This is a genomic window from Propionispora vibrioides, from assembly GCF_900110485.1.
GTDB classification, from domain to species: domain Bacteria; phylum Bacillota; class Negativicutes; order Propionisporales; family Propionisporaceae; genus Propionispora; species Propionispora vibrioides.
This window is the reverse complement of the sequence record NZ_FODY01000008.1, coordinates 90,553-113,904: the sequence shown is the minus strand read 5'-3', so window position 1 is coordinate 113,904 and position 23,352 is coordinate 90,553. Positions and strand designations below refer to the sequence as shown.

Sequence of the window (23,352 nt, the reverse complement as noted above, 5' to 3'; positions counted from 1 at the left end):
AATTATACAGCAAAGGAGTAAGAATATGAAAAGACAGTTTCCGTATTTTCCAAAAGAACTTTTCTGCGCCATAATCAGCGGCAGCTTATTTTGGCAAACTGCGTTTACGTCCTACGTCGCAGGGGAGGAAGCTCAGACCACGGTTCCCGCCGAGCAAACTGAGAAACAGGAAAAGTCGGGTAAAACAGTGGAGGGACAATATGAATTTAGTCTTGAAGGAATTGAAGTGACGGCTAACCGTGACCGTGAAAAATGGAGTGATTTTCCTCCGCCCTACGCCGGCGGACAAGTGGCCCGCGGCGCCAATGTTGGCGTACTGGGCAACAAGGATTTCATGGACACGCCTTTCAACATCACCAGTTATACCGCCCAGACCATGGAAGACCAGCAGGCCGATACCGTATTTGACGTGCTTGCTAATGATCCCTCTGTTCGCTTCGCCACCCCCAGCGGACAGGTCAGTGAAAATTTCAAAATACGCGGTCTGGATGTAAATTATCAGTATCTCTATTTTAACGGCATAGCGGGTTTGTCACCAAACTATCGTGTTCCCGTAGAATTTCTGGAACGGGTGGAAGTGCTCAAGGGGCCCAGCTCCTTTCTTTACGGCGGCGTGAGCACTTCGGTGGGCGGCGCCATCAACCTGGTGCCCAAACGGGCCGGTGACGAGGATATCACTAACTTTACCACCAGCTACGCCTCCTCGTCCCAGCTCGGCGGTCAGATCGACATAGGACGCCGCTTCGGTGAAAACAAGGAGTGGGGCATCCGCTTTAACGGCCTATATTCGGACGGCGAGACCACAACTGACGACCAATCCCGTAAACGGTTGCTGGGGGCTCTGGGCGTGGATTACCGCAAGGACCGCTGGCGGCTGTCTCTGGACGCATATGGCACGCAGGAGCATTACGACGGCGGTCTTATCTCTATGTATGACCTATCCACCTACGGTTATGTAAAAGCGCCGGGCGGCTCGACCAACTTATTCAAAGGGGTGTCGGGCACCACAAGGAACAACGGGGTTTTGTTTAAAGGTGAATACGACATACAGGACAATTTAACCGCCTATGCCAGTATTGGCAAACTATCCGCCAACGCCACCGGCTTTATCAACGGCAATCACGTGCAGGCCCTTCAGACAGATGGCTCGGCCACTCTCAAGGGTATTTTTAATCAATGGTTCTGGACTGACACCACTGCTTCCGAAATAGGACTGCGCGGTACTTACCAGACTGGTGCGGTAAAGCATCAGGTCATTTTGGGGGGGAACTTCCAGAATACGGATTTTTCCAATGCGTATGCTAGTACCGCACTGAATATGGCAACAAATATCTACAACCCGTCTGCGGTTGCCGATCTTTACAACAGCCTGACTGTGAACAAGGGCAACAAGACCGCCGTCACCGATCTTTCCAGTTTTCTCCTGGCCGACACGCTTTCCTTTGACGAAGAAAAGGTTCAGTTAACATTGGGAGTACGGCGGCAAGATGTGAAACAGACAAGCTACAAGTATGCCAGTAGCCTTGCTACCGGCTCACCGACATCAATAACCACCTACGACTCCGACGCCAATACGCCGATGGTCGGCCTTGTTGTCAAACCATGGGGAGAAGCGGTGTCTCTATATGCCAATTATATTGAAGCGCTTTCCGTTGGAACTGTGGTGGGAACAGGTTATAGCAATTCAGGTCAGGTATTGGCACCGTACAAAACCAAACAGCACGAATTCGGTATCAAGTGGGACAAGAGAGGTTTTGCTAACACGCTGGCCTTTTTCAAAATTGAAATGCCCAGTTATACGACTACTAGCAATCTTTATTCCTATGACGGCCAACAGAGAAACAGCGGCATTGAATGGAATACCTTCGGCGACATAGCGAAAAACCTTCGCCTGTTAGGCGGCATTGCCTATACCGATGGCGAACTGGTCCGCTCTAATACCGCCGCCAATAACGGCAATACGCCGTTCGGCGTACCCAAATGGACGATGAATGCCGGCGTCGAGTGGGATACGCCCTGGAATCCGGATCTTGCACTTTCGTTACGGGCCGTATATACCAGTTCCCAATACGCCAATAATGCCAACACCGTTAAAATCCCGGACTGGGTACGCTATGATATCGGCGCGCGGTACAAGACGGTCATTAATAAGACCCCCGTCACCTACCGGCTCAGCGTAGAAAATCTGTTTAACAAACACTATTGGGCAGGCTGCTCCGCCAACGATGGTATTGTCACGTTAGGTAGCCCCCGCACTGTTAAGTTGTCGGCAACTATGCAATTCTAAAGCTGAACCCTGTCTACTACCATGTTCCGGATATTTGGATTCTGGAAAGCAGCCGAAGCGCTGGACATTCTCCTAAACTTTTATTGCCTTCATGCAGAGTTTGTCTGTATGAAGGCAATAAAAATTTTAAGGGGATGAAAAGTACAAGTATGTTTGGAGCAAGGTTAATGTCACTAATCTCCCTTCCTGCTACGTTGTCGCAGCGCCTCATTCCAAAACCTCTTTCAATTGCTTTCCAGCCCTTTGATCAGGTCATAGAAAATGCAGGCGGGACGTCCAGTGCGGGGCTCTACAACAACATTTGCGTCGATGTGGAAGGTTTCACGGAGAACCTCGGCGGTTATGACCTCTGCCGGCGTGCCGTGGCGGATGATATCCCCGCTGCGGATGGCGACCATATAATCTGCGAAACGCGCCGCCAGGTTCAGGTCATGCAGCACCATGACAATCGTGCAGTTTTGCTCCCGGTTGAGCCGGTATAAAAGTTCCAGTACTTCCAATTGATAGGTTAGGTCCAGATAGGTCGTTGGTTCATCCAACAAAATGAGGTCGGTTTGCTGTGCCAGAGCCATGGCAATCCATACCCGCTGTTTTTGTCCGCCCGAAAGATTATCCACCACAGTGGTTTCAAGTTCTGTAAGCTTGGTGGCTGCCAACGCCCAGGCGATGATTTCTTTGTCCTGGGGCCCCAGCTTGCCAAAACCCCGCTGATGGGGAAAGCGGCCATAGGCTACCAACTCGCCCACGGTCAGCCCCGCCGGCGCCTGTGGCGACTGCGGCAGAATTGCCAGCTTCTGTGCTATTTCTCTGGTAGAAAGGCTGCGGATATCCTTGCCGTTTAAGTACACTATGCCGTCTTTCGGCTTCAAAATACGTCCTATCGCTTTGAGTACCGTGGATTTGCCGCAACCGTTCGGTCCAATAATAGCGGTGATCTTTCCCTGGGGAAGTTGAAGTTTTAAATCAGCGACAACAAGGTTGTTGTCATAGGCGATGGCCAGATTTTCAGTTACAATACTGTTCATATTCTCTCCCTGCCTTTGTTTACTGTTTGCTCCTGGTGAGCAGGTACAAGAAGTACGGTGCACCCACAATTGAAACCATAATGCCGGTGGGAATTTCGAATGGCTGGACAAGCACCCGCGCAAGCGTATCTGCAGCGGATACCAGTACCGCTCCGGCCAAAGCACAGACGGGAAACAAAACCCTGTGGCCCGGCCCCACCAGCCGCCGCGTCAGATGGGGCGCAATCAGTCCTACAAAGCTGATACTGCCGCTAACCGCCACACAGGAGGCCGCCAACGCCACAGCGGCGGCAAGCAGATGCCTGCGCTCCTTTTCCACCGCAACTCCTAAGCCGCAAGCGATATCATCTCCCAGACTCAGCACGTCCAGCACGCGGGACTTGGACAGCACATAGGGAATCAACAGCAATAGCCAGGGCAACAGTGCCAGAACAAATTTCCAGTTAGAGCCCCAGATGCTGCCCGCTTGCCAGGCTGCCACAAAATCAAACTGCGTATCATCCAGTTTGACCACCAGCACCGTGGTCAGTGCGGCAATGCCTGCCTGCACTGCCACACCGGTTAAAATTAAGCGAATCGGTGCCAGACCGGTATGCCCTTTGTAAGCCAGGGCATAAATCAGAACCGCCGTAATGCCGGCGCCGATGAGCGCCAGAAATGGCAGAGTAAAAACCGACAGGATGGACTGAGTGCCGAAAAACAGTACGAATAAAATAACCGTCAATCCCGCGCCGGCGTTAATGCCTAACAGACCGGGGTCTGCCAAGGCGTTGCGGGACACACCCTGGATGATGCAGCCGGACAACGAAAGTCCCGCTCCTACCAGCATGGCAATCACGATGCGGGGCAGCCGGAAGCCGAACAGGAGCAGCTTTTCCCTGTCGCTGCCGCCACCGAACAGCGTGCTCAGTGTATCCAGCGGCGAGAGCTTTACGTAGCCGCTGTTCATGCTGACGAGAAACGACAACAGGAGCAGTAGCGAAAAAGCAAATACAATACCGGTATTCCTGCGCGTAATTTTTCGTTTATGAGCTTGGTTTTTCTCCTGTTGCATATTCATCATAGCGCCCTCCTTTCTTTGTGGGCCAGGTACAGGAAGAAAGGAACGCCGATCAAGGCGATGAGCGCGCCAATGGGAGTCTCAAAGGGCGGGTTGAGCGTTCTCGCACCCAAATCCGCCAATACCACCAACAGGCTTCCTAACACTATCGAGGAGGGAATAATGAGGCGGTAATCCACCCCAATGAGAAACCGAGCCAGATGCGGTACGATCAGCCCTACAAAACCCACCGCACCGACCACCGCCACAGCAGCGCCGGCCAGTAACAGCACGACGGCGCTGCTGAGTAAATTGACAAGCAGTGTATTTAGCCCCAAGCCCTTGGACACATCTTCACCCAAACTCATGATGGAAATGGAACGGGAAAGGGCGATTGCGCCCAGAAGGGTGACCGTAATCCATGGGATCATAATCCTGACTTGTTCCCAGTTGGAGCCGGCCACGCCGCCCGCCGTCCAAAACATGATATTTTGCGCTACATTGAAGTACAAAGCAATACCCTGACTAAGTGCAGTCAGCAATGCGGTGACTGCCGCACCTGCGAGTACCAAGCGCATAGGGGTCGCCCCGCCACGCTGCAGGGACGCGATGCCATACGTAAATCCCGCGCCTATGGCCGCTCCCATAAAGGAAAACAGGATAAGCCGCAGGTAGGGCAGTTCGGGGAAAAATGCAAAGCAGATGGAGAGAGCAAACCCTGCTCCGGCGTTTAAACCCATTAAGCCGGAATCTGCCATAGGATTGCGGGTCACACCCTGCATAACAGCCCCAGCCACCGCCAAGGACGCGCCCGCCAAGGCACTGGCCAGCACGCGGGGCAGGCGTAGGTCCACCACAATCAAGTGCTGTGTATCTGCCGGATTAAAGTGAAACAAGGCGTTCCATACCGAGGACAGCGGGATTTGGGCTGCTCCTCTGGTAATGGAAAATGCCATGATCATCGCCAGTAGTCCTGTGCCGCCGGCGATGGTCAGCCATGCCGCCCAGGGGTAGCTTTTTATTCGATTGATTTGAACCGGCTTTGCCGGGAATTTTGATTGATCCATTGCTTATGTATCTCCTCCATGTCACGCGCTCGCGCGCTGGACCGGGCTAATAATTGTTAAGACAACAAAAAGCCAGGCGCAGGCTTTTTGCTGTCCCTGGCTTAGAATATATCGAAGGGGATTCCTTACTTGGTCATGTTCTCAACTATGGTTTCAATTCCAAGCTTGATGCTCAGGGGGCCGACTGCCCGCACTGCCGCGTCAAGCTGATAAACATGTCTGTTTTTTACGGCGGTTAACGATTGCCAGACGGAGGAAGCCTGCGTTTTTTCCGACAAATAGTTTTGTTTGTAGTCGTTCGCCGCCGACCCCAATGAACCGAACAGGAAGATATAATCCGGGTTTATCGCCGCCAAACCTTCCAAAGATATCGCTTCCCCTTTCCTGGGATAACCGTCCGGAGGCGTCAGACCAAGGCCGGTTTCCCTGTCGAACCACACCGGATTTTCCGCAGAGCCCGTAATGACAAAGTTGCCTTTATTACCGCTGCTCTCAAATAGTAACGCCACGGTTTTGCCATTATGTCCGGAAAGCTTTTTTCTGGATTCAGCAAGTAGTGTTTCGATAGATATAATGTATGCCTCTGCCTTTTTTTCTTCACCGAGGCATGCGGCGAAATTCCTCAACTGTTCTTTCCAGTCAGAACTGTTGAATGTTACTACGGGAGCGATCTGAGAAGCTCTTTCGTATAACTTCATATCCAGATGTTCCGGCTCGGCGGTCTGGAGAATAAGATCAGGCGCCAGTTCCGCCAGTTTCTCAAGATTTGGCGCCCTGCCTTCCCCCAATTCTTCAATTTGCGCATTCGCGGCGTAGGGCTGTAAAGTTCCAAAACCTTTTAATGACCTTTCGGCATAAGTCGAGGCAATGGGGGGAACGCCCAACGCGAACATACTTTCCATGAACCCAAAATCAAGAAGCACAATCCGTTCAGGTTTTTTCTTCAAGGTTATTTGTTTGCCTAAAGCATCTTTTATTGTTCGTGGCCAGGTTATTTCCACAGCTGTTTTATCGGTAACTTTCGATGTTGTGCTGCTATTCGAAGGCGTCTCAGCACATCCGGTTAGTATGCCCGTCAATAGGAAGAGAGCGACAGTCAACCCTATAAGCTTTTTCATTCTAATTTGCAATGTCCTCCGTTTCGTTTAATCCGAAGAGCTAAGATTAACTCCACATTGAATACGATTTTGATATTCATTATCATTGTATCAAAATACAACACACATTAAAATGGACATAGTTACAATTTGGATGGATTTTTACCAAATTGACTCTTGCTTTTGGAAAGTTCTCAATGTCACGGGAAGGGTCGCATTCTGAAAATTCCTGATAGTATAAATAAAGGTGGTGAATGTGGTAAGACAGACAGCATGGATAAAGTTGTAACGAGGGACAATTTGTAAAAGCGAAGCCATAAGCATAAATCGCCGGTCTTTTTGACAAGGTTCAGACGATTTGCTATAATATTTTGAGTACAATGGTATATGCGTCTGTAGCTCAGGTGGATAGAGCAGCGGTTTCCTAAACCGTTGGTCGGTGGTTCGAGTCCTCCCAGGCGCACCAACTATGGATATACTTACGGCAAGGCATCAGATTTCTGAGCCTTGCCGTTTGTGTTCTAGGTAGCTTACTTTATGTATTAATTAGGCAGGTTTTTTGTAATTCTGGATGAAATAGAATCAGGGGAGTCCTTATTTGATAAATAAATATATGAAAGAAGTGGTTGATTTTGCAATTTAATAAAAAGGTATTATGTTTTAGTTTTATCTTGATTCTATTTATTTCAAGTGTCGGAATAAAGGTTTATGCGGATGAAAAACAAAATCTGAAATTTGATGAGGCTCGTTCTTTCTCCGAGAACTTAGCAGCAGTTAAAATAAATGGGAAGTGGGGGCTTATCGATTTAAAGGGTAATTTTGTTGTACCTGCTGAATATGAAAATATAAGTTTTTATAAAGGAACTGCAATCATTAAAATTGCTGGCAAGTATGGAGTAATCAGTACATCGGGAAAGGAAATTATTCCTGCTCAATATGAAGAAATAACTTATTGCAAAGATTGGCGGAATAGACCTCAGAATGAGCTTCTTGCTGTGAAGCAGGGAGGGAAATGGGGTGTTTATAATACAACTGGCAGGCAAATTGTTCCGGTATTTTATGATAAAATCGAAATTAATTTTAACAGAACAATTAATGTGATTCTAAATAGCAAGGTGGGCCTGTTGGATGAGTCGGGGCATACGATAATTCCTGTTGGGTATAATTTTATTTCAAGTTCTTCACAGTGGGATGAAAAAGATCCAGTAAAAAAACTTTCCGTAGTACGGCAGGGGGATAAATGGGGTATTGCTGATCGAAGCGGGAAGGAACTTATTCCGGTAGAATATGATCGAGTAAGCATGGGAACTAACTTAATTAGGGTTCAGAAAGATAAGAAATTTGGATTTATCAATTATCGGGGGCAAGAAGTAATTCCTCTAAAATATGATGAGGACTGGAGATATGCGGGGTATTATTATTTCAGTGAAGGGCTGGCCGCGGTATCTGTTGCTGGAAAATGGGGCTATATTGATGAAAGGGATAAAACGGTCATTCCTTTTGAGTATGATAGTGGACATCCTTTTAAGGACGGTCTAGCAGTAGTTGCACTTAATAAAAAAGAGGGGTTGATTAATAAAGAAAATAGAGTCATTATTCCACTACAATATGATAATCTTTATTATTTGGCACAGCTTTATAATGGTTCGACAATGTATGCTGGAGACAATTTGATTATTGTAAAATTGAATGGTAAGGAAGGTGTTTTTGATACTGACGGTCAAGAAATTATTCCTTTAAAATATGATTACATAAGTTCAATTGGTGATGGATTATTTAAAGTGCAATTAGACAACAAGTATGGAGTTATTGATAAAACAGATAAAGTTGTGATACCGATACAAAGCAAAGTATATGAGTATATTATTTATGATGATAGTAAAAACTTTAGAGTTTTTGGTGAGGGGAAATGGAAGTTTTATAAACAAAATGGGGATGAATTAATTTCAAACGAGTATGACTACGCATTACCATTTGCCCATGGATTAGCACCGATAAAAGTAAATAATAAATGGGGATATGTAGATATGAAAGGAAAACTGACTTCTTGGAGCTATCAATGAAGAATTAGAGTCAGAGCTTTAATTAGTAAAGTGACTTTGTGCTAGTAGATAGAACAAGGTATTTTATATCATTGCGTGGTTCTCCCGGCGCACCAACTATGAATAATATTTACGGCAAGGCATCAGATTCTCTGAGCCTTGCCGTTTTTATCTCTGAAACTTAACGAACTCTAATTTAAACCTCAAAAAGGGGACGGCTTCATTGATTCCCTGCATTGAGCTGTGCCAATATAAAAAAACATTTTGCGCTTAATAGGAATATTCCTATTTTCAAGAAATGCAGGCAGTTGTATAATAAACAAGGATACATTAGCTAAAGCCACTATTTAGGAGAAAATGTTTTATGCTTTCACGTCGGCAGTTTTTGAAACTTGGTTTCGGTGCGATGGGCACTGTAGCTGGATTGTCATTTCTTTGGGAATATGAAGGTCTGAATCATAGTATTCCGGTATTACTGTATCATCGGATTGGCCAGGAAGATAATCCGTATACAATTACGGCTGAACATTTTGAGTCAAACGTTAAGGCCTTGTCTCAGGAAGGCTATACGACTTTATCGCTTAATCAGGTTCAGCAAATCATCCAGCATAAAGCGGTTGTACTACCGGAGAAACCTTTGATCATTACTTTTGATGACGGCTATCTGGACAATTATCTCTATGCGTTTCCCCTATTGCAAAAATATTCTATGGTTGCAAGCTTTTATATTATTACCGGTATTATTGGACAAGCTGATCGCTTGACTATATCGCAAATTCGTGAAATGCAGGCTGCCGGTATGGACTTCGGGTCGCATACGGTGACGCATCGCTTACTGGGCACGCTTTCTATTGATGAGGTTAAAATTGAATTAGCGGAATCCAAGGTTACGCTTGAACAAATCATAGGCAGTAAAGTGGACTTTGTTGCCTATCCCGGCGGAAGTTATTCCAGCGATACGCTGCAGATAGCACAAGAAGCCGGCTATATGGCCGGATGGTCTACCCGTCTGGGCGTGGAAACCTTTAAGCATCCCTTTACGTTAAAGAGAATTCCGATCTTTCACCATGACCAAACCCACTCGCTTTCTTATATTCTCTTAAAAAAGGGATTCATACCGGGGCTGCTATTCAATCTATAGTTAGCCAATAAAGGCTAATGATCATTCTAGGTAACCACTGATTAAATGAACCTGTCGGCCTGGCGAGAGATTTTTTCGCCTGGCAAGGAAGCAAAACCGCAGGAATAGTGCCGCTATTTCAAGGTTTTGCTGACGCAGTCAGGCGAAAAAAGATCCGTCAGAACGCGTAGCGTGAATTAATCAGTGGTTATCCGGCAATTTGGGAGAGAACAACTTATGAAAATTTGGCTTATGGCAGTACTCTGTAGCTTCATATTTACTTTGCCGGTCAGCGCACATCCCCATGTGTTTATTACGCCGAAAGCGACGATTGTCACCGGTAACCACGCTGTTTCTCAGATCAATGTGGAATGGGACTTTGACGATATGTCATCCGCTTTATTTAAAGAAAGCGGTGGCTCCGACAGTGCTGCCATCTGGAATTTAGTGTTTCCGCAAATGCAGCTATTGGTGAATGGCAGCCAGGCGCCTCGTTCCGGCTATTATACATATCTTGAAATCGACGGCAAGCCTTATCCTAACCTTATGCCGGCATATTTTCAAACAACGTTTGTAGATGGCATTTTACAATGCCGCTTTACCTTGTTTATCAATCAACCTATCAATCACAGTGTAACCTTATGGTTTGATGATCCTACTATTTATAATCAGTTCGATATGTATCCCGGTAATTTTCAAATAGATAATCAAGGTGCTCAACCGGTTAGCTTGGAACAACGGAGCGAAAGTGGTATCGACAAAATTTATGTTTCATTTTAGGTGAAAAATTATGAAAACTAAGCATTTTATCGTATGTATCGTTTGCGGCTTACTTCTATATGGTATAGTTTATTTCTTGGGTAATACACTGCATTCTCTTTTAATGCCAGTCAATCTGTTTATTGAGCATAATCCGTATTTACGGTTTCTTAGCAAACTGCAGCAGGAAATGAACCATCAGGTAGCCTTGGCCGTAAAAGAATTACAGGCGCAAACGAATCTTCGCTTACTTGCCTCCCTGTTGGGGCTATCATTTGTTTATGGCGCCTTACATGCCTTGGGGCCAGGGCATGGAAAAACACTGCTTTCTACCTGGATTCTTGCCAAGCAACGCAGGGTAAAGGAAGTCGGCTTTGTTTCCCTTGCTGCCGCCTTGTTGCATGCATTGTCAGCGACCACTATGATAGCAGTCACGTATCTCGTACTGGGGAAATATGCTTCGCTGAGTACACAGCAGTTGAATGTCGACCTGCAACTGGTTGCTGCTGTCTTGATCATTGGAATTAGTCTTAACACCCTATATAACGCTATGCAAACAAAACAAACCGGTAACTTGGCAACCAACCGTCCCGCGATGAGCAATCCGGCCTGGATTGCGTGTTCGGTTGGTTTGGTTCCCTGTCCGGTAACCAGTGTGATTTTTATCTTTTGCCTGACCTTACACCTTGCCTGGCTGGGACTTTTACTCGTCGGTGCTTTTGCCGGTGGAATGGGCATCGCTCTGCTGGCTATTTCTTATACGGTGTGGAAAGTAAAAAAGGAAGCAGTTATTGCTCCCTATCCGCAATTACAATATTTTGTTGAAAAGCCGTTGCCTATTTTAAGTTCACTGGCTCTTCTTGGTGTGGGCGTAATTTACTTATGTGCTTTGCTATAAAAGCAGCTTAAATCGGGAACGTCTTTTGCGAGCAGACAGTTAGAGGGTAATCCCGTAAAAAGCACGGGAATAGGGCTATCGGTTTGCTTTGAAAGAGATGGTCCGGCTCTGTTAGAAGGGACGGGTAAGAAGATGCTGCAATAATATACTATACCGATTCATTTTCCTGATGTAATATTCATGATAACAACCTGGTAACCACTGATTAATTCACACTGCACGTCCTGACGGATCTTTTTCCGCCTGACTGCGTCAGCAAAACCTTGAAATAGGGATCGCTATTCCTGTGGTTTTGCTTCCTTGCCAGACGAAAAAATCTCTCGCCAGGCTGGCAGGCTCATTAAATCAGTGGGTTACCTCGTGAGGAGTTTGTGTCATGAATATTACCTCTTTTTTAATATATTGCGTTATCGTAACGTTTACACCGGGGCCGACCAATATTGTTATATTGTCTACGGTGCATGGTTGTGGAGTAAAAAAGGCGATGGAATACACCTATGGAGCAACGCTTGCCTTTGGTACCTTGCTTGCCGGTTCTGCCATTTTAAATACTGTACTTGCGGCCGTAATACCTAAGATTTTACTGATCATGCAGATCATCGGAACTCTTTATATTTTGTATTTGGCTTATCAGATATACAAAATGGATACAGCAGGATCAACGGCAAGGCAAGCTGCCACCTTTCGGTCGGGATTTATTATGCAGTTTGTAAATCCCAAAGTGGTATTGTTTACCATGACGGTCATTCCGGGTTTTGTCATGCCATATTATACAGAACCTCAGTTGTTATCAATATTTGTTGTAGTTATTACCGTTATTGGTTTTCTAGCCTTTGTTACCTGGGTGCTTTTTGGGGCGATTTTTAAAGAGTTTCTGATGAAATATCAGAAGTCAGTTAATATCAGTATGGCCCTGTTTTTAATCTATTCTGCTATAATGGGGTCAGGACTAGTTGAGCTTGTTGGGAGATGAGCGGTATGGAAAAATTCATATATAAAAAGTCATCCGAGGTTACGGCGCTATCCGCGAGCTTTACCGATTTCACCTATAAAAAGCATTGTCATGAGGAATATGCCTTGGGTGTGACCTTGCGCGGCATTCAACAGTATAATTTGGATGGCAGTTTTCAGTCGTCCTATCAAAGCGGGGTTATGCTGTTTAATCCTGAGCAGATCCATGACGGCAGAGCCCATGACCGTACGGGGATTGATTATGTTATGCTGTATATTGAACCGAGGCTGTTTTTAGATATCCTGGGGAAAAAGGATATAGTCCGGTTTGCAGCCCCCATTGTCTATCATCAAGCTCTGCGGAATAGTATTTTAAAGCTTTCCCGCGCCATTCTAAGTGAGGACGAGGAAGCTTTGTGCAGTGAATTGCTCCTGTCTCTCGTAGATAACTTTAATCGGATTAATCTTTATACAGACTATAGAAAAGATAGTAAGCTAATTAAAAAAGCAAAGGAAATGATTTATTCTAAAATAGAAAATGTATTGAGCCTTGATGAAATTTCCCGGGAGCTGGCTATGTCAAAGTTTCAGTTTATCCGGTTATTTAAAGCGAATACGGGGATCTCACCCTATCAATTTTTTATATTTAGCAAGGTCAATCGTGCCAAGCAGTTACTGGAGAAAAACAAAGATATTTATTCAGCCATCGCAGAATGTGGTTTTGTCGATTTATCTCATTTAAATAAGCATTTCAAAAAGATTTATGGAATAACGGCGTTTGAGTATAAAGCACATTTAAATTAGTGTAAAACTATTAATCCCCTCAGCTTGATGTGATTAGAAAGACATAAATAATAGTATATTTAATCCTCTTTGCGGAGTTTGGCAAAGAGGATTATTTTATTCGGACGTATTTGACAAACCCGAGAGGTTTAATGCCGGAAAGAACTTAGTCTGCATAGCCGATGCTTTTGCTCTGACTAGAAGCTAAAATATGTAATATACTAAGGATAGATGGGCATGCGCTGTTACACTCTATTTAAATGTAAAAAAGGAACCCTTTAGCAATCAGCAGAGTCGGTTAAAAAATCACGTAAAGGTGGTTGGGTATGAAGCCATATGTACTCTTCTTTAATCAAATAGATGCCTCAAGCCTTAGCTATGTTGGCGGAAAGGGGGCTAACCTGGGTGAGATGACGCAGGCCGGCTTTCCTGTACCCGGCGGATTTTGTATAACGACCTATGCCTATAAGGAATTTGTAGAAACGAGTACGGAAATGTCGGCTTTTTTTACTGCCCTAGACCAAATTGAACTGGCCGACTTAGAGCAAGTGAGAGTAATCGCTCAGCAGATAAGGACCCATGTAGAGCAAATACCTATCCCGCTTTCGATTAAGGATGCCATTATTCAGGCCTGGGCAAAACAGGGAACGGAAAATTTTTACGCCGTCAGGTCCAGCGCAACGGCAGAAGATTTGCCTGGCGCATCCTTTGCGGGTCAGCAGGATACTTATCTAAATGTGAAAGGGCAGGAAGAACTGCTGTGGCACGTCAGAAAATGCTGGGCATCGCTGTTTACAGACCGCGCTATCGTGTATCGAGCTAAGAATGGTTTTGACCACCGGAATATCTATCTGTCTGTAGTCGTTCAGCAACTGATAAGCCCCGACACTGCTGGCATCATGTTCACCGCCGACCCGGTAAATGGTAATCGGACGGTTGTTTCCATTGACGCCAGTTTTGGTTTAGGTGAAGCCCTTGTCTCCGGGCAGGTGTCTGCTGATTTATATAAAGTAAAGAATAGTCATATTGTCAGCAAGAAGCTAGCGAAAAAGAAATTAGCCATCTATGCGTTACCGGAAGGCGGTACGGTCACCAAGGAAATTCCGCCGGAACAACAGGACCAGCAAGCTCTCAGTGACAGGCAAATTAGTGAGCTTGCGGTGCTAGGCAAAAAGATTGAGCAACACTATGGCGTACCCCAGGATATCGAATTTTGTGTGGCAAAGGATGAAATATATATTGTCCAGAGCCGGCCGATTACCACCCTTTATCCCCGGCCGGATATGCCGCAGCGGCCTTTGCGGGTATTGCTGTCCTTTGGCCATATTCAAATGGCAACGAATGCAATGAAGCCATTGGGCTTATCGGTATTACAGCATATATTTCCGGCCAGTGTCTTTAATCTTGCCGGGGGAAGAGTGTTTATTGATCTTACCGATATTTTGCACAATCCGATAGCCCGCAAGGTTGTTCCGTCAGTGCTTAAAAATGTAGACGAAAGCATGAGCCGGGCTGTGGCGGCGGTCACTTCGCGTCCCGACTTTCTTGAGGAAAGCCAATCTGCTCATAACACAGCATTCTCGTCCGTTAGAAAAATCGCAGTTCCTATCTTAAGGAAGGGATGGAAGGTTCTTCGTTCCGGTAACCTGGAACATATTCTGGATGAGGTAGCAATATATACCCGGGAACACCAAAAGGGGATACAACAAGCACTCGATGGAAAACAGGGCGCCGAACGGATAATCATTGTTCAAAAGCAATTGAAAACTCTTTTACTCGATATTCTACATAACCTGATTCCTTATGTTTTTCCCGGCATCATATCCGTTTTTATGCTGAAAAAAGCAATTACCCCTCGTTTGGGCCATGATGATGAGATTAATAAATTGAATAAGTCACTTCCTCACAATGTGACAAGTGAGATGGGGCTGGAATTGGGCGATCTTGCCGATCTGCTGCGGGAACTGCCGGCGGTCCAGGAATATCTCAAAAAAGCTGATGATCAAACCTTTTATTCCGGACTTGACGGTATAGCGGGTGGCGAAACTTTTAGACGTGCTTTTGCCGGGTTCATGGACAAGTACGGGATGAGGTGTCCCGGTGAAATTGATATGACCGTTACACGCTGGTATGAAGCGCCTACACGGTTAAACTCCGCATTGTTCAGTCACCTGCAGAGCCTGCGGGCCGGCGAACATCGGCTGCGATTTGCCGAGGGGCAAAAGGAAGCCGAAACAGCTATGCATATTATGTTAGACTCGGTAAAAGGGAAATATTTTAGAAGCAAAATCATTAAACGGCTAATCGCTGTTTACCGTCAGTTAGGCGGGCTGCGCGAGCAACATAAGTATATTCTCATTGCCGTTATGGCTGAATGCAAAAAAGCCATTATGGAGGAAGCTGATATACTTGTCCAACAGGGAATACTGCGGGAAAGCAAGGACGTGTATTTCCTGACACTAGATGAACTGGTTAATCTTTTGCAGCACAATTTTGCGGGAAATGTTGATGAACTGATTGCTAAGCGCATGGAAGAACACGGGCGGTATCAAAATTTGAAGCCACCGCGAGTCATGACAAGCGAGGGCGAAATTGTTATTGTTCCTCTTAATAAAGAAAATGTCTCAGCCGGAATGATCATCGGCAGTCCCGTTTCCGCCGGAGTGGCGGAAGGGATTGCCCGCGTTATACTTAGGCCGGAGAGTGCTATTTTGAGGGAAGGGGAAATTCTGGTGGCACCCCATACTGACCCAGGCTGGACCCCGCTCTTTCAATCTGCTGTTGCAGTTATAACCGAAGTCGGCGGCTTAATGACCCATGGGGCAGTGGTTGCCCGCGAATATGGCATTCCCGCGGTAGTAGGTGTTGATGATGCCACAACCTTAATTAAAGACGGAGAAAAAATAAGGGTTAATGGCGATTTGGGGTACATTGAAATTTTAAGCCCCAAGTTGGAGGAAAGGGAATAATTTAGTCGTATTTTTAGCAGTAAAGTCCATTCTGTATAAACGGCACTTTTCATGATTGGCCATGCCGAAAGCATGATCACTAAAGTAATAAAGAATAATCCGGTATTTTATAGAGCCTTATATGCGATGACACATAAACCTGTTGGGAGGGTTTATATTTAGCTGGGAGGGTGATTGTTATTAACGCAGTAAAAATAGTTGCCATAGGCGATTCCGTAACCTATGGTTTTCCCTATTCGCCGGAGCAATCGTGGCTTTATTTTACGGCTAAAGAACTGGCGATAGAACAGGTCAACAGCGGAGTGAACGGCGATACCACCAGCGGTATGCTCAGTCGCTTTGCCAGCGATGTGTGCAGGCACAAGCCATCCTATGTCATCATCATGGGCGGAACGAATGACGCTTATGAAGGCCTGGAGGTCAGCCAGGTTGTTGGCAATATCAAAAAGATGGTACAACTGGCTAGAGACAATCAAATTACTCCGATCATTGGTCTGCCGATACCGTGCAATGACTGGTCGGCCGAAATCTTGTTAGGCGAATGCCGGGAAGCTATGCAGGAGTATGCGGTTAACAATGGTCTTAACTATATTGACTTCTATGCAGCCATGGTTGATGAAGAGACTGCCGAAATAAAGTCCGGACTGCATTGTGACGGTGTACATCCCAATGAGGCCGGTTACAGGGCTATGGCTGACGTTGCTATTAAGGCACTTCAGAATTTGTTATAGCAACATATGGATGCAAGGTATTGCGAAAAACGGTGCGGGCAATAGATACATGCATACGGCAAGGCTTCAGGCTGCCTGAACCTTGCCGTTTTTTGCGTCTTGGGTAGTTGTGTGCTATACATAATTGCTTGTGGTGAAAAGGGTGCTTTTAACTATTTTAGGGAAGAAAAATCGGAAATTCTTGACACATTTAACAAGGACGATAATAATTAGTGGTGTTACTTGTTTACCATGTAAGGAGCTAAACTAATATGTGGCAGAATCTTTCCAATTTCAAAGTCATTTTTTTAGGTATTCTCATCGACGCGTTACCCTTTATCTTAGTTAGCGTACTCGTTTCATCTATTTTGCATAATTTTATTTCGGAAAAGATAATTCAGGAGTCATTGCCCAAAAAGAAGAGCTACAATATTTTACTGGCCTGTTGTTTGGGCGTTATCTTTCCGGCCTGTGATTGCGGCATGGTGCCCATTGTCCGGCGGTTAGTGCAGAAAGGAGTGCCACTTTACTCGGCCATCGCCTTTTTATTATCCGCCCCGATTATCAATCCGGTTGTGGCATTTTCCACATTTTACGCGTTTAACAGCTTGGAAATAGCCTTTTTTCGATTATTCATCGCTTTTTTTGTGGCTTCTGGGACAAGCTTGCTCATTGATCGATTGTTTAAACAAGTCCCGTTAAGCAGTATAAATCCGGCGGTTAACCACGGTTGTGAATGCCATTCCCATGATCATAACCATGCAAAAGCTTGGAAAGAAAAGTTGCTCAGTGTGGTAGATGACGCTTGCAGTGAATTTTTTGAAATGGGTAAATTCTTGATTCTTGGATCGGCCATTGGCGCGGCGGTACAAACCTTTCTGCCGCGGGAATTTTTGCTGGCCATTGGCCACTCTCCGTTATTATCCGTTATGGTGATGATTCTGTTTGCCTTTACCATTTCCGTTTGTTCATCAGCGGATGCTTTTATTGCCTCCTCCTTTATCAGCAGTTTTTCCACCCAGTCTTTACTTGCCTTCATGGTCTTTGGCCCGATGATTGATATAAAAAACTTGTTTATGCTGCTGCATACGTTTCCCTTACGGTTTGTCATCACCTTAATTACCATTGTTGTACTTCTTTGTTTGCTAGGCAGTTATATCTATCCGATAGCAACTTTTGAATTTTGAAACGGGGTTATACGATATGTCATCTGCAGTCAGGGATCTAATGATCAGAGTCACTATATTACTGGGTTTTTTTGTTTTCTTATATAAGCTTGTCTACACAAATGAAATTATACTATATGTTCATCCCCGCTTTACCAGCTTTATCGAGATTGCCTGTGTTCTATTTTTCCTCATGCTGTTGAGGCAGTGCTGGAAATTCAAAAAAACAAGAGAGCTTCGCGATAGCCACTCTTGTTTTCATGACCGGATTCTGAACTATTTGCCCTTCATCCTTACGCTGTTGGTTGCTTTTCTGCTGCCTAACGCTGATCTTAATGCCAATATGGTCAATAACCGGGGTCTGAACAGTAACCTTACCAATAAATCTTCCAGTGAGGACTATCGCAATGAGCTGCAGCAGGCAACCTTTGTTAAAATAACCGATAGTAATTTCCTTGGCGTTCTCAGAGAACTTACCTATCATCCGGAGGAAAACAGCGGAAAACGCATAGAACTAAAGGGATTTGCCTATAAAAGCAATGACGAATTGCCTGGCAGTACATCCTTAGTTAGATATGTGGTCGGCTGCTGCGCGGCTGATGCCTATCCTTACGGTATTATCTGTGAAACAGCGGACTCGGCTATCCTTACGGAAGGTGCCTGGTATGAAGTGCAGGGCACTCTGCAAACCAGGCAGGTAAACGGCAGGAATGTTCCCGTTGTCCAGGTCACCTGGGTTGCGGCGATTGACCGGCCGGCCTGTCCGTATATTTTCCCCAATTAAAATGGAAGTCAGCTTATCACTATGGGACATATTCAGAAGGTATCTGGCGATAGCCAGACGAAGAAAAAGCCGGATGAATCAGGTGTGTTGGTAAATAAGGGTTGAGGAGTTTTTCCTCAACCCTTAAATTTATTGACAATGGCCTGCAACTCTTGGGCCATCTTGGCAAGGTTTTCACTAAAGCCGGCCACTTCCTGCATAGCCGCCGATTGTTCTTCCGTTGTGGCAGACATGGTTTGAGTTTGTGTCGCAATATCTTTGTTGGCTTCTTCCAGTTGATTAACTAAGTCAAAAACCGATTCTGCTTCGCGGGTCATCGCCGGGACGGCAGCCGCAATACCCGCTAGCTTGGCAGAAACCTCCTCAACTAACTTTTCAATCCCTTTAAAGGACTGGCCAGAGTCAGTCACAACCTCTGTGCCAAGTTCTACCTCGTCAGTACCCCGCCGGATGGTTTTCACGGCCTGTTGGGAATCGCTTTGGATTGCTTCGGCAAGCTCTACGATTTGTTGAGAAGCTTGCTGAGAATTTTCTGCAAGCTTTCTTACCTCCTCGGCCACGACCGCAAAGCCGCGTCCCGCTTCGCCGGCTCTTGCCGCTTCAATGGCGGCATTAAGCGCCAGTAAATTAGTCTGAGCCGCTATGGCGGCTATGGAGTTAGTTATATCGCTGATTTCTTTCGACCGTTCACCGAGCCGGACAATGACAGAAGCGGAATCGGCCATGGACGACTCAATGTTTTTCATTTGGCTCACTACTTTATTGACCGATTCCACACCTTTTTGGGTTTCGAAGTTGGTGGTTTCTGAGAGTGTGGCTACGTTGGCAATGTCTTGGGCGACTTCTTTAATTTGGAACGTTATATTCTCCGTTGCATGAACTACTTACTGGGCAAAGCTGTTTTGCTGTTCCGTTTGATGGGCAATTTGCTCTACGCCGGCCGCCACCTGGGAAGCAGCAAGACTGGATTGTTCGGCGGTAGCCGTGAGTTCCTGACTGGATGCGGCTACCTGTTCAGAGTGGGACTGAATATCTGCTACCATATGCCGTAAAACTGAATTCAGTTTTTCAAAAGCCTTAACTAAAAGTCCTACTTCATCGTTAACGGTAACTGTTGCCGCGAAGCCAATGTCTCCCTGGTTAATATGATCGGTAATTGTATTAATCGGTTTGGTAATACTTCGTGCCAGGTAAATACCTATCCCAATACCGATTACTATGACCGAAATAGAAACTAGCGCAATAAATAAAAGTAATCTGTCGACTGTGTTTTGCGCGGATTGTTTCTTGTGTGCAATATCTTCCTCAGTAAGTTTTACCAGCTGATTGAAGGAGGTTTCCAGATCCTTGCGGGTACTGCGGCCCTCGCCAAAGGACAGTTTCTTCGCCGCCTCAGCCTGTCCGCCATTATAAAGGTCGATTACCTTATAGTTGATTTGCGTGAACCGGCTGTGAGCATCATCAATTTTTTTCAGTAATTCAGCGTGCTCGTTGTTGTCGATTAAGCCTTGAATTAAGGTAATCCTTTTTTTGATGTTATCCGCCTTTTGGGTAATCTCCTGGCGAAATTCAGGTCCGGTCGTCAGCAGGAAGCCTCTTTCATCATTAGCCTGACCGGTAAAATAGAATTGAATTTCGCGCAGATAAATAATCTTTGCCTCAGATTGGTCAGTGATTAATTGAAAAGACGATTTTATTGAGTTGAATCCGTAGGCGGCCGAAATAGCAACAGCAAGTACCAAGACGGAAACAACCAGATAGCCGGCAATAATTTTGTTTCTAATTTTCATGCTTTCCACCTCAACGTCGTCTAAAAAACATCCCCTAAAGAATGATCCTCTTATTTAGTAATCTTTTCCCTCAACAAATTGCTTATTAATATAGATAGAGAGTAGGCAATTTTAGACAATATTAGACAATCTTTCGACAAGTCCTGCTCTGTGTTTAGTGTTGGAATTCTGCTTGAAACAGCAGTTATGAAATTATGAAGAAGATAAGAAGAGGTCGACAACAGGCAGTTTCTCTGGACGAAGAGCTTGTTGGTACTGTGGTAATTAAATTGGAGTGAAGTTGAAGCATGTAAAAAACTTAACATAAAATTAACATGAATTTAACAAAAGCTTTCTAATAGTTTATCCTATTTATACGCGACCATATCGCTGTAAAATAACAGGGGGCAGGGGTTTATTTCAGCTTCCCCAGTCCATGTTGGCGATAATTCCGGTTGTTTTTTTCTTGCTGTTTTTTCCAACACTAGCACCTCAGCGGCAGAGGCCCTGCTGATCGGACAAAGGATCAGGGAGGCCATAGCGCTAAGCTCCGGCAGGAATCCGGACATTCCCAGGCATACGGTGAGTATTGGCACAGCTACGATGCTCCCCGGGGCTTATGCCGATCGCGATTGTTTGATTAAACGGGCTGATCAGGCTTTGCTCCAGGCGAAAAGGAACGGGCGGAATCAAATCGTTCAAGCTGAGGTTGAATAGGTGAATAAATAAGGGTGTCGCAAAGCGTTTTTTTTAAAAGGCAATGGGGCCCCCTTTTTTATATGCTGTAGCGTTCATTAGAAAGAACAAGAAGCGCTACGGCCGGTTCTGGACAACTTGCAGAAATGTATTCACATAGTGCAGTTTCGTTTATTTCTATGTTGCCTTCGGTTTGCTATGATAAATCTATCGTCAGGTGGTAGAAAACAGTCCAAACCTGAAAGGAGCTTATAAAATGAAAACTGTTAAAATCAAGAACATGTATTGGGATATTGCAGCCGATATATATGTACCCGATAACTTTAGCGAGCAAGGTAAATATCCGGCGATTATCAGTGCCCATCCTATCGGCAGTTGCAAGGAACAGACGTCGGGCAGCGTGTACGGCGCCGCACTGGCCAAAGCAGGGTTTGTCGTCATTGCGTTTGATGCCAGCTTCCAGGGAGCGAGCGGTGGAGAACCGCGCTATCTGGAAGCTCCGGCTCTGCGGGTCGAAGATTTTCGCGTCGTTGTCGACTATTTGGTGACCCTTCCTTATGTAGACGAGGAACGAATTGGCGTACTTGGCATTTGCGGCGGTGGCGGCTACTCCATCAACGCGGCGATGACCGAACGCCGCATCAAGGCGGTGGGAACTGTTACCGGTGTAAACTATGGCCGTCTGATGCGGGAAGGCTTTAGTGGCTTCAATCCCCTTGGGTTCATGGAAGCCGTTGCCAAGCAACGTACGACTGAGGTTCGTGGCGCGCAGCGGCGTGTGGATGATTTGCTGCCTGCCTCGCCGGAAGCGGCACGGCAGAACGGTTTGCTCGAAATAGACGTGTATGAGGCAACCGAATATTACCGCACTTCGCGGGGAGAAACGCCGAACGGGGCAACCCGCACGCTTTTCTCCCATCAAGCCGCCGCGATGAGCTGGGACGCCTTTCACCTGGCAGAGGTATTGCTTACGCAACCGCTTTTAGTGGTGGTGGGCGATAAAGTCGGCGCTTTCGGCGCTTACCGGGATGGCTGCGAAATCGTTGGCCGGGCCCGGTCTGCTAAGAAGGAATTGGTCGTGGTCGAAGGATATTCGCACTATGATCTGTATGATAAGCCGGAACCGGTGGCCAAGGCATTGGCCAGGCTGATTCCCTTTTATAAAGAAAATCTATAAGGATAATAATTGATATTAGTTTATTGAAGAGGAGTTTCGAGAAAAATGGAAAAGATTAGTTTTAAGAATAAAAATGGTGCTAATATTATGATGTCGGCGGTCATTCGGTTTCCGCCGGAATTTACCGGGAATAAGCAGTATCCTGCCATTGCTGTGACGCATCCCGGCGGCGGTGTCAAGGAGCAGACTGCCGGGCTGTATGCCGAGAGGCTGGCTGAGCAAGGGTTCATTACCATTGCCGCCGATGCCTCCTACCAGGGAGAAAGCGCCGGCGAGCCGCGCCAGTTGGAGAATCCTTATATTCGGGTAGAAGATATCAGCGCAGTTATCGACTATCTGACTACGCTTTCCTATGTGGACCGGGAACGGATCGGCGCCATGGGCATCTGTGCCGGCGGCGGCTACACGGCCAGTGCGGCCGTCGGTGATCGTCGCATCAAAGCGTTGGCGACGGTCAGTATGGCCAATTTCGGCGCGCTGCTGCGGCATGGCTGGGAAGGCACGGGAAGTCCGGAACAGGTGCTGGCCATGCTGGAGTTCGGTTCGCAAGCCCGCACCGATGACGCCAATGGGGAAGAGACGGCAGTTTTCCCGATTGTACCTGTTAGGAAGGAAGATGCCTCCCATGAAGATCTGGCACAGGCCTGGGAATACTACCGCACGCCGCGTTGCCAAAAGGATACAGCCCCAGGGTATGGTGCGGCCCGGAGTCTTACGCAACTGGCAGTTTGGGATGCACTCAGCATGGTAGACCTCTTTTTGACCCAGCCGCTGCTCATTATTGCGGGACGCAAGGCCGGCAGCAAGTGGATGAGCGATCAATTGTATGAGCGGGCGGCGAGCAAAAACAAGATCTATCACGTCGTCGAGGCAGCAAGCCATATGTCGCTGTACGATATCCCGCAATATGTGGAGGAAGCTCTTTCGAAACTGGTCCCGTTCTTTAAAGCCAATCTCTAGGAACTATTATCGGAGAGCCTGCGTTGTTAACCGGCATCCCCGGAGGGTTTGTC

General features: G+C 46.2%; 20 protein-coding genes and 1 tRNA gene. 15 read left to right on the top strand and 6 right to left on the bottom strand.

Annotation, left to right across the window (positions count from 1 at the left end):
* The first annotated feature begins 25 nt into the window (after window positions 1–25).
* Window positions 26–2,287, top strand: a complete 2,262-nt coding sequence (locus BMW43_RS08765; RefSeq protein WP_091745879.1) for a TonB-dependent receptor — start codon at window positions 26–28, stop codon at window positions 2,285–2,287.
* 224 nt (window positions 2,288–2,511) lie between these two features.
* Here BMW43_RS08765 and BMW43_RS08760 read toward each other — a convergent pair whose 3' ends face one another.
* The 4 genes from BMW43_RS08760 to BMW43_RS08745 form a co-directional block, all read right to left on the bottom strand.
* On the bottom strand, window positions 2,512–3,312 hold the full coding sequence (locus BMW43_RS08760) for an ABC transporter ATP-binding protein (protein ID WP_091745876.1): 801 nt from the start codon (window positions 3,310–3,312) through the stop codon (window positions 2,512–2,514).
* Window positions 3,313–3,331: 19 nt separating this feature from the next.
* The gene (locus BMW43_RS08755; protein ID WP_091745873.1) at window positions 3,332–4,375 is read right to left on the bottom strand and encodes a FecCD family ABC transporter permease; all 1,044 of its coding nucleotides are present in this window, start codon (window positions 4,373–4,375) and stop codon (window positions 3,332–3,334) included.
* Complete coding sequence (locus BMW43_RS08750) at window positions 4,372–5,418, bottom strand: FecCD family ABC transporter permease (RefSeq protein WP_091745869.1); 1,047 nt, start codon at window positions 5,416–5,418, stop codon at window positions 4,372–4,374. Before BMW43_RS08750 ends, BMW43_RS08755 begins: the two co-directional genes overlap by 4 nt.
* A gap of 125 nt (window positions 5,419–5,543) precedes the next feature.
* A complete protein-coding gene (locus BMW43_RS08745) occupies window positions 5,544–6,536 on the bottom strand; it encodes an ABC transporter substrate-binding protein (protein WP_091745866.1) in 993 nt (330 codons plus the stop codon).
* Window positions 6,537–6,904: 368 nt separating this feature from the next.
* On the opposite strand from BMW43_RS08745, the gene BMW43_RS08740 reads away from it, so the two are divergent.
* The 11 genes from BMW43_RS08740 to BMW43_RS08690 all read left to right on the top strand — a co-directional run bounded on the left by BMW43_RS08740 (window position 6,905) and on the right by BMW43_RS08690 (window position 18,697).
* Window positions 6,905–6,981 (top strand) — tRNA-Arg (locus tag BMW43_RS08740).
* A gap of 166 nt (window positions 6,982–7,147) precedes the next feature.
* Complete coding sequence (locus tag BMW43_RS08735) at window positions 7,148–8,578, top strand: WG repeat-containing protein (protein WP_177173518.1); 1,431 nt, start codon at window positions 7,148–7,150, stop codon at window positions 8,576–8,578.
* Window positions 8,579–8,921: 343 nt separating this feature from the next.
* Window positions 8,922–9,698, top strand: coding sequence for a polysaccharide deacetylase family protein (locus BMW43_RS08730; RefSeq protein ID WP_091745861.1), 777 nt, complete (start codon window positions 8,922–8,924; stop codon window positions 9,696–9,698).
* A 216-nt stretch (window positions 9,699–9,914) separates the two neighbouring features.
* The gene (locus BMW43_RS08725; RefSeq protein WP_091745855.1) at window positions 9,915–10,457 is read left to right on the top strand and encodes a DUF1007 family protein; all 543 of its coding nucleotides are present in this window, start codon (window positions 9,915–9,917) and stop codon (window positions 10,455–10,457) included.
* A 10-nt stretch (window positions 10,458–10,467) separates the two neighbouring features.
* Window positions 10,468–11,334, top strand: coding sequence for a HoxN/HupN/NixA family nickel/cobalt transporter (locus BMW43_RS08720; RefSeq protein WP_091745852.1), 867 nt, complete (start codon window positions 10,468–10,470; stop codon window positions 11,332–11,334).
* A 376-nt stretch (window positions 11,335–11,710) separates the two neighbouring features.
* Window positions 11,711–12,307: a LysE family translocator gene (locus BMW43_RS08715; RefSeq protein WP_091745849.1), complete on the top strand. Its 597-nt coding sequence runs from the start codon at window positions 11,711–11,713 to the stop codon at window positions 12,305–12,307.
* Window positions 12,308–12,312: 5 nt separating this feature from the next.
* Window positions 12,313–13,089, top strand: coding sequence for a helix-turn-helix domain-containing protein (locus BMW43_RS08710; RefSeq protein ID WP_091745846.1), 777 nt, complete (start codon window positions 12,313–12,315; stop codon window positions 13,087–13,089).
* Between the two features lie 305 nt (window positions 13,090–13,394).
* Window positions 13,395–16,037 (top strand): phosphoenolpyruvate synthase, encoded by a 2,643-nt coding sequence (locus BMW43_RS08705; RefSeq protein WP_091745843.1) that lies wholly within the window; start codon window positions 13,395–13,397, stop codon window positions 16,035–16,037.
* Window positions 16,038–16,207: 170 nt separating this feature from the next.
* Window positions 16,208–16,768 (top strand): SGNH/GDSL hydrolase family protein, encoded by a 561-nt coding sequence (locus BMW43_RS08700; RefSeq protein ID WP_245732279.1) that lies wholly within the window; start codon window positions 16,208–16,210, stop codon window positions 16,766–16,768.
* 251 nt (window positions 16,769–17,019) lie between these two features.
* The gene (locus BMW43_RS08695) at window positions 17,020–17,934 is read left to right on the top strand and encodes a permease (protein WP_091745840.1); all 915 of its coding nucleotides are present in this window, start codon (window positions 17,020–17,022) and stop codon (window positions 17,932–17,934) included.
* Between the two features lie 16 nt (window positions 17,935–17,950).
* Window positions 17,951–18,697 (top strand): TIGR03943 family putative permease subunit, encoded by a 747-nt coding sequence (locus tag BMW43_RS08690; protein ID WP_091745837.1) that lies wholly within the window; start codon window positions 17,951–17,953, stop codon window positions 18,695–18,697.
* A gap of 116 nt (window positions 18,698–18,813) precedes the next feature.
* Here BMW43_RS08690 and BMW43_RS08685 read toward each other — a convergent pair whose 3' ends face one another.
* Window positions 18,814–19,527, bottom strand: a complete 714-nt coding sequence (locus BMW43_RS08685; protein WP_281246122.1) for a methyl-accepting chemotaxis protein — start codon at window positions 19,525–19,527, stop codon at window positions 18,814–18,816.
* A gap of 54 nt (window positions 19,528–19,581) precedes the next feature.
* Window positions 19,582–20,487 (bottom strand): MCP four helix bundle domain-containing protein, encoded by a 906-nt coding sequence (locus tag BMW43_RS08680; RefSeq protein ID WP_091745833.1) that lies wholly within the window; start codon window positions 20,485–20,487, stop codon window positions 19,582–19,584.
* A gap of 396 nt (window positions 20,488–20,883) precedes the next feature.
* Between BMW43_RS08680 and BMW43_RS21850 the strand changes: the two genes are divergently transcribed.
* The 3 genes from BMW43_RS21850 (at window position 20,884) to BMW43_RS08665 (ending at window position 23,299) form a co-directional block, all read left to right on the top strand.
* Window positions 20,884–21,183 carry a diguanylate cyclase domain-containing protein gene (locus tag BMW43_RS21850; protein WP_091745830.1) on the top strand — a complete coding sequence of 100 codons (300 nt, stop codon included), beginning with the start codon at window positions 20,884–20,886 and terminating at the stop codon, window positions 21,181–21,183.
* A 235-nt stretch (window positions 21,184–21,418) separates the two neighbouring features.
* Window positions 21,419–22,339, top strand: a complete 921-nt coding sequence (locus BMW43_RS08670; RefSeq protein WP_091745828.1) for an alpha/beta hydrolase — start codon at window positions 21,419–21,421, stop codon at window positions 22,337–22,339.
* Window positions 22,340–22,384: 45 nt separating this feature from the next.
* Window positions 22,385–23,299, top strand: coding sequence for an alpha/beta hydrolase (locus BMW43_RS08665; RefSeq protein ID WP_091745825.1), 915 nt, complete (start codon window positions 22,385–22,387; stop codon window positions 23,297–23,299).
* Window positions 23,300–23,352: the final 53 nt, after the last annotated feature.

Bases quoted from the DNA above. Each gene is read 5' to 3' on its own strand.
- BMW43_RS08765 (WP_091745879.1), top strand. From the start codon at position 26: ATGAAAAGACAGTTTCCGTATTTTCCAAAAGAACTTTTCTGCGCCATA.
- BMW43_RS08760 (WP_091745876.1), bottom strand. From the start codon at position 3,312: ATGAACAGTATTGTAACTGAAAATCTGGCCATCGCCTATGACAACAAC.
- BMW43_RS08755 (WP_091745873.1), bottom strand. From the start codon at position 4,375: ATGATGAATATGCAACAGGAGAAAAACCAAGCTCATAAACGAAAAATT.
- BMW43_RS08750 (WP_091745869.1), bottom strand. From the start codon at position 5,418: ATGGATCAATCAAAATTCCCGGCAAAGCCGGTTCAAATCAATCGAATA.
- BMW43_RS08745 (WP_091745866.1), bottom strand. From the start codon at position 6,536: ATGAAAAAGCTTATAGGGTTGACTGTCGCTCTCTTCCTATTGACGGGC.
- BMW43_RS08730 (WP_091745861.1), top strand. From the start codon at position 8,922: ATGCTTTCACGTCGGCAGTTTTTGAAACTTGGTTTCGGTGCGATGGGC.
- BMW43_RS08725 (WP_091745855.1), top strand. From the start codon at position 9,915: ATGAAAATTTGGCTTATGGCAGTACTCTGTAGCTTCATATTTACTTTG.
- BMW43_RS08720 (WP_091745852.1), top strand. From the start codon at position 10,468: ATGAAAACTAAGCATTTTATCGTATGTATCGTTTGCGGCTTACTTCTA.
- BMW43_RS08715 (WP_091745849.1), top strand. From the start codon at position 11,711: ATGAATATTACCTCTTTTTTAATATATTGCGTTATCGTAACGTTTACA.
- BMW43_RS08710 (WP_091745846.1), top strand. From the start codon at position 12,313: ATGGAAAAATTCATATATAAAAAGTCATCCGAGGTTACGGCGCTATCC.
- BMW43_RS08705 (WP_091745843.1), top strand. From the start codon at position 13,395: ATGAAGCCATATGTACTCTTCTTTAATCAAATAGATGCCTCAAGCCTT.
- BMW43_RS08695 (WP_091745840.1), top strand. From the start codon at position 17,020: ATGTGGCAGAATCTTTCCAATTTCAAAGTCATTTTTTTAGGTATTCTC.
- BMW43_RS08690 (WP_091745837.1), top strand. From the start codon at position 17,951: ATGTCATCTGCAGTCAGGGATCTAATGATCAGAGTCACTATATTACTG.
- BMW43_RS08680 (WP_091745833.1), bottom strand. From the start codon at position 20,487: ATGAAAATTAGAAACAAAATTATTGCCGGCTATCTGGTTGTTTCCGTC.
- BMW43_RS08670 (WP_091745828.1), top strand. From the start codon at position 21,419: ATGAAAACTGTTAAAATCAAGAACATGTATTGGGATATTGCAGCCGAT.
- BMW43_RS08665 (WP_091745825.1), top strand. From the start codon at position 22,385: ATGGAAAAGATTAGTTTTAAGAATAAAAATGGTGCTAATATTATGATG.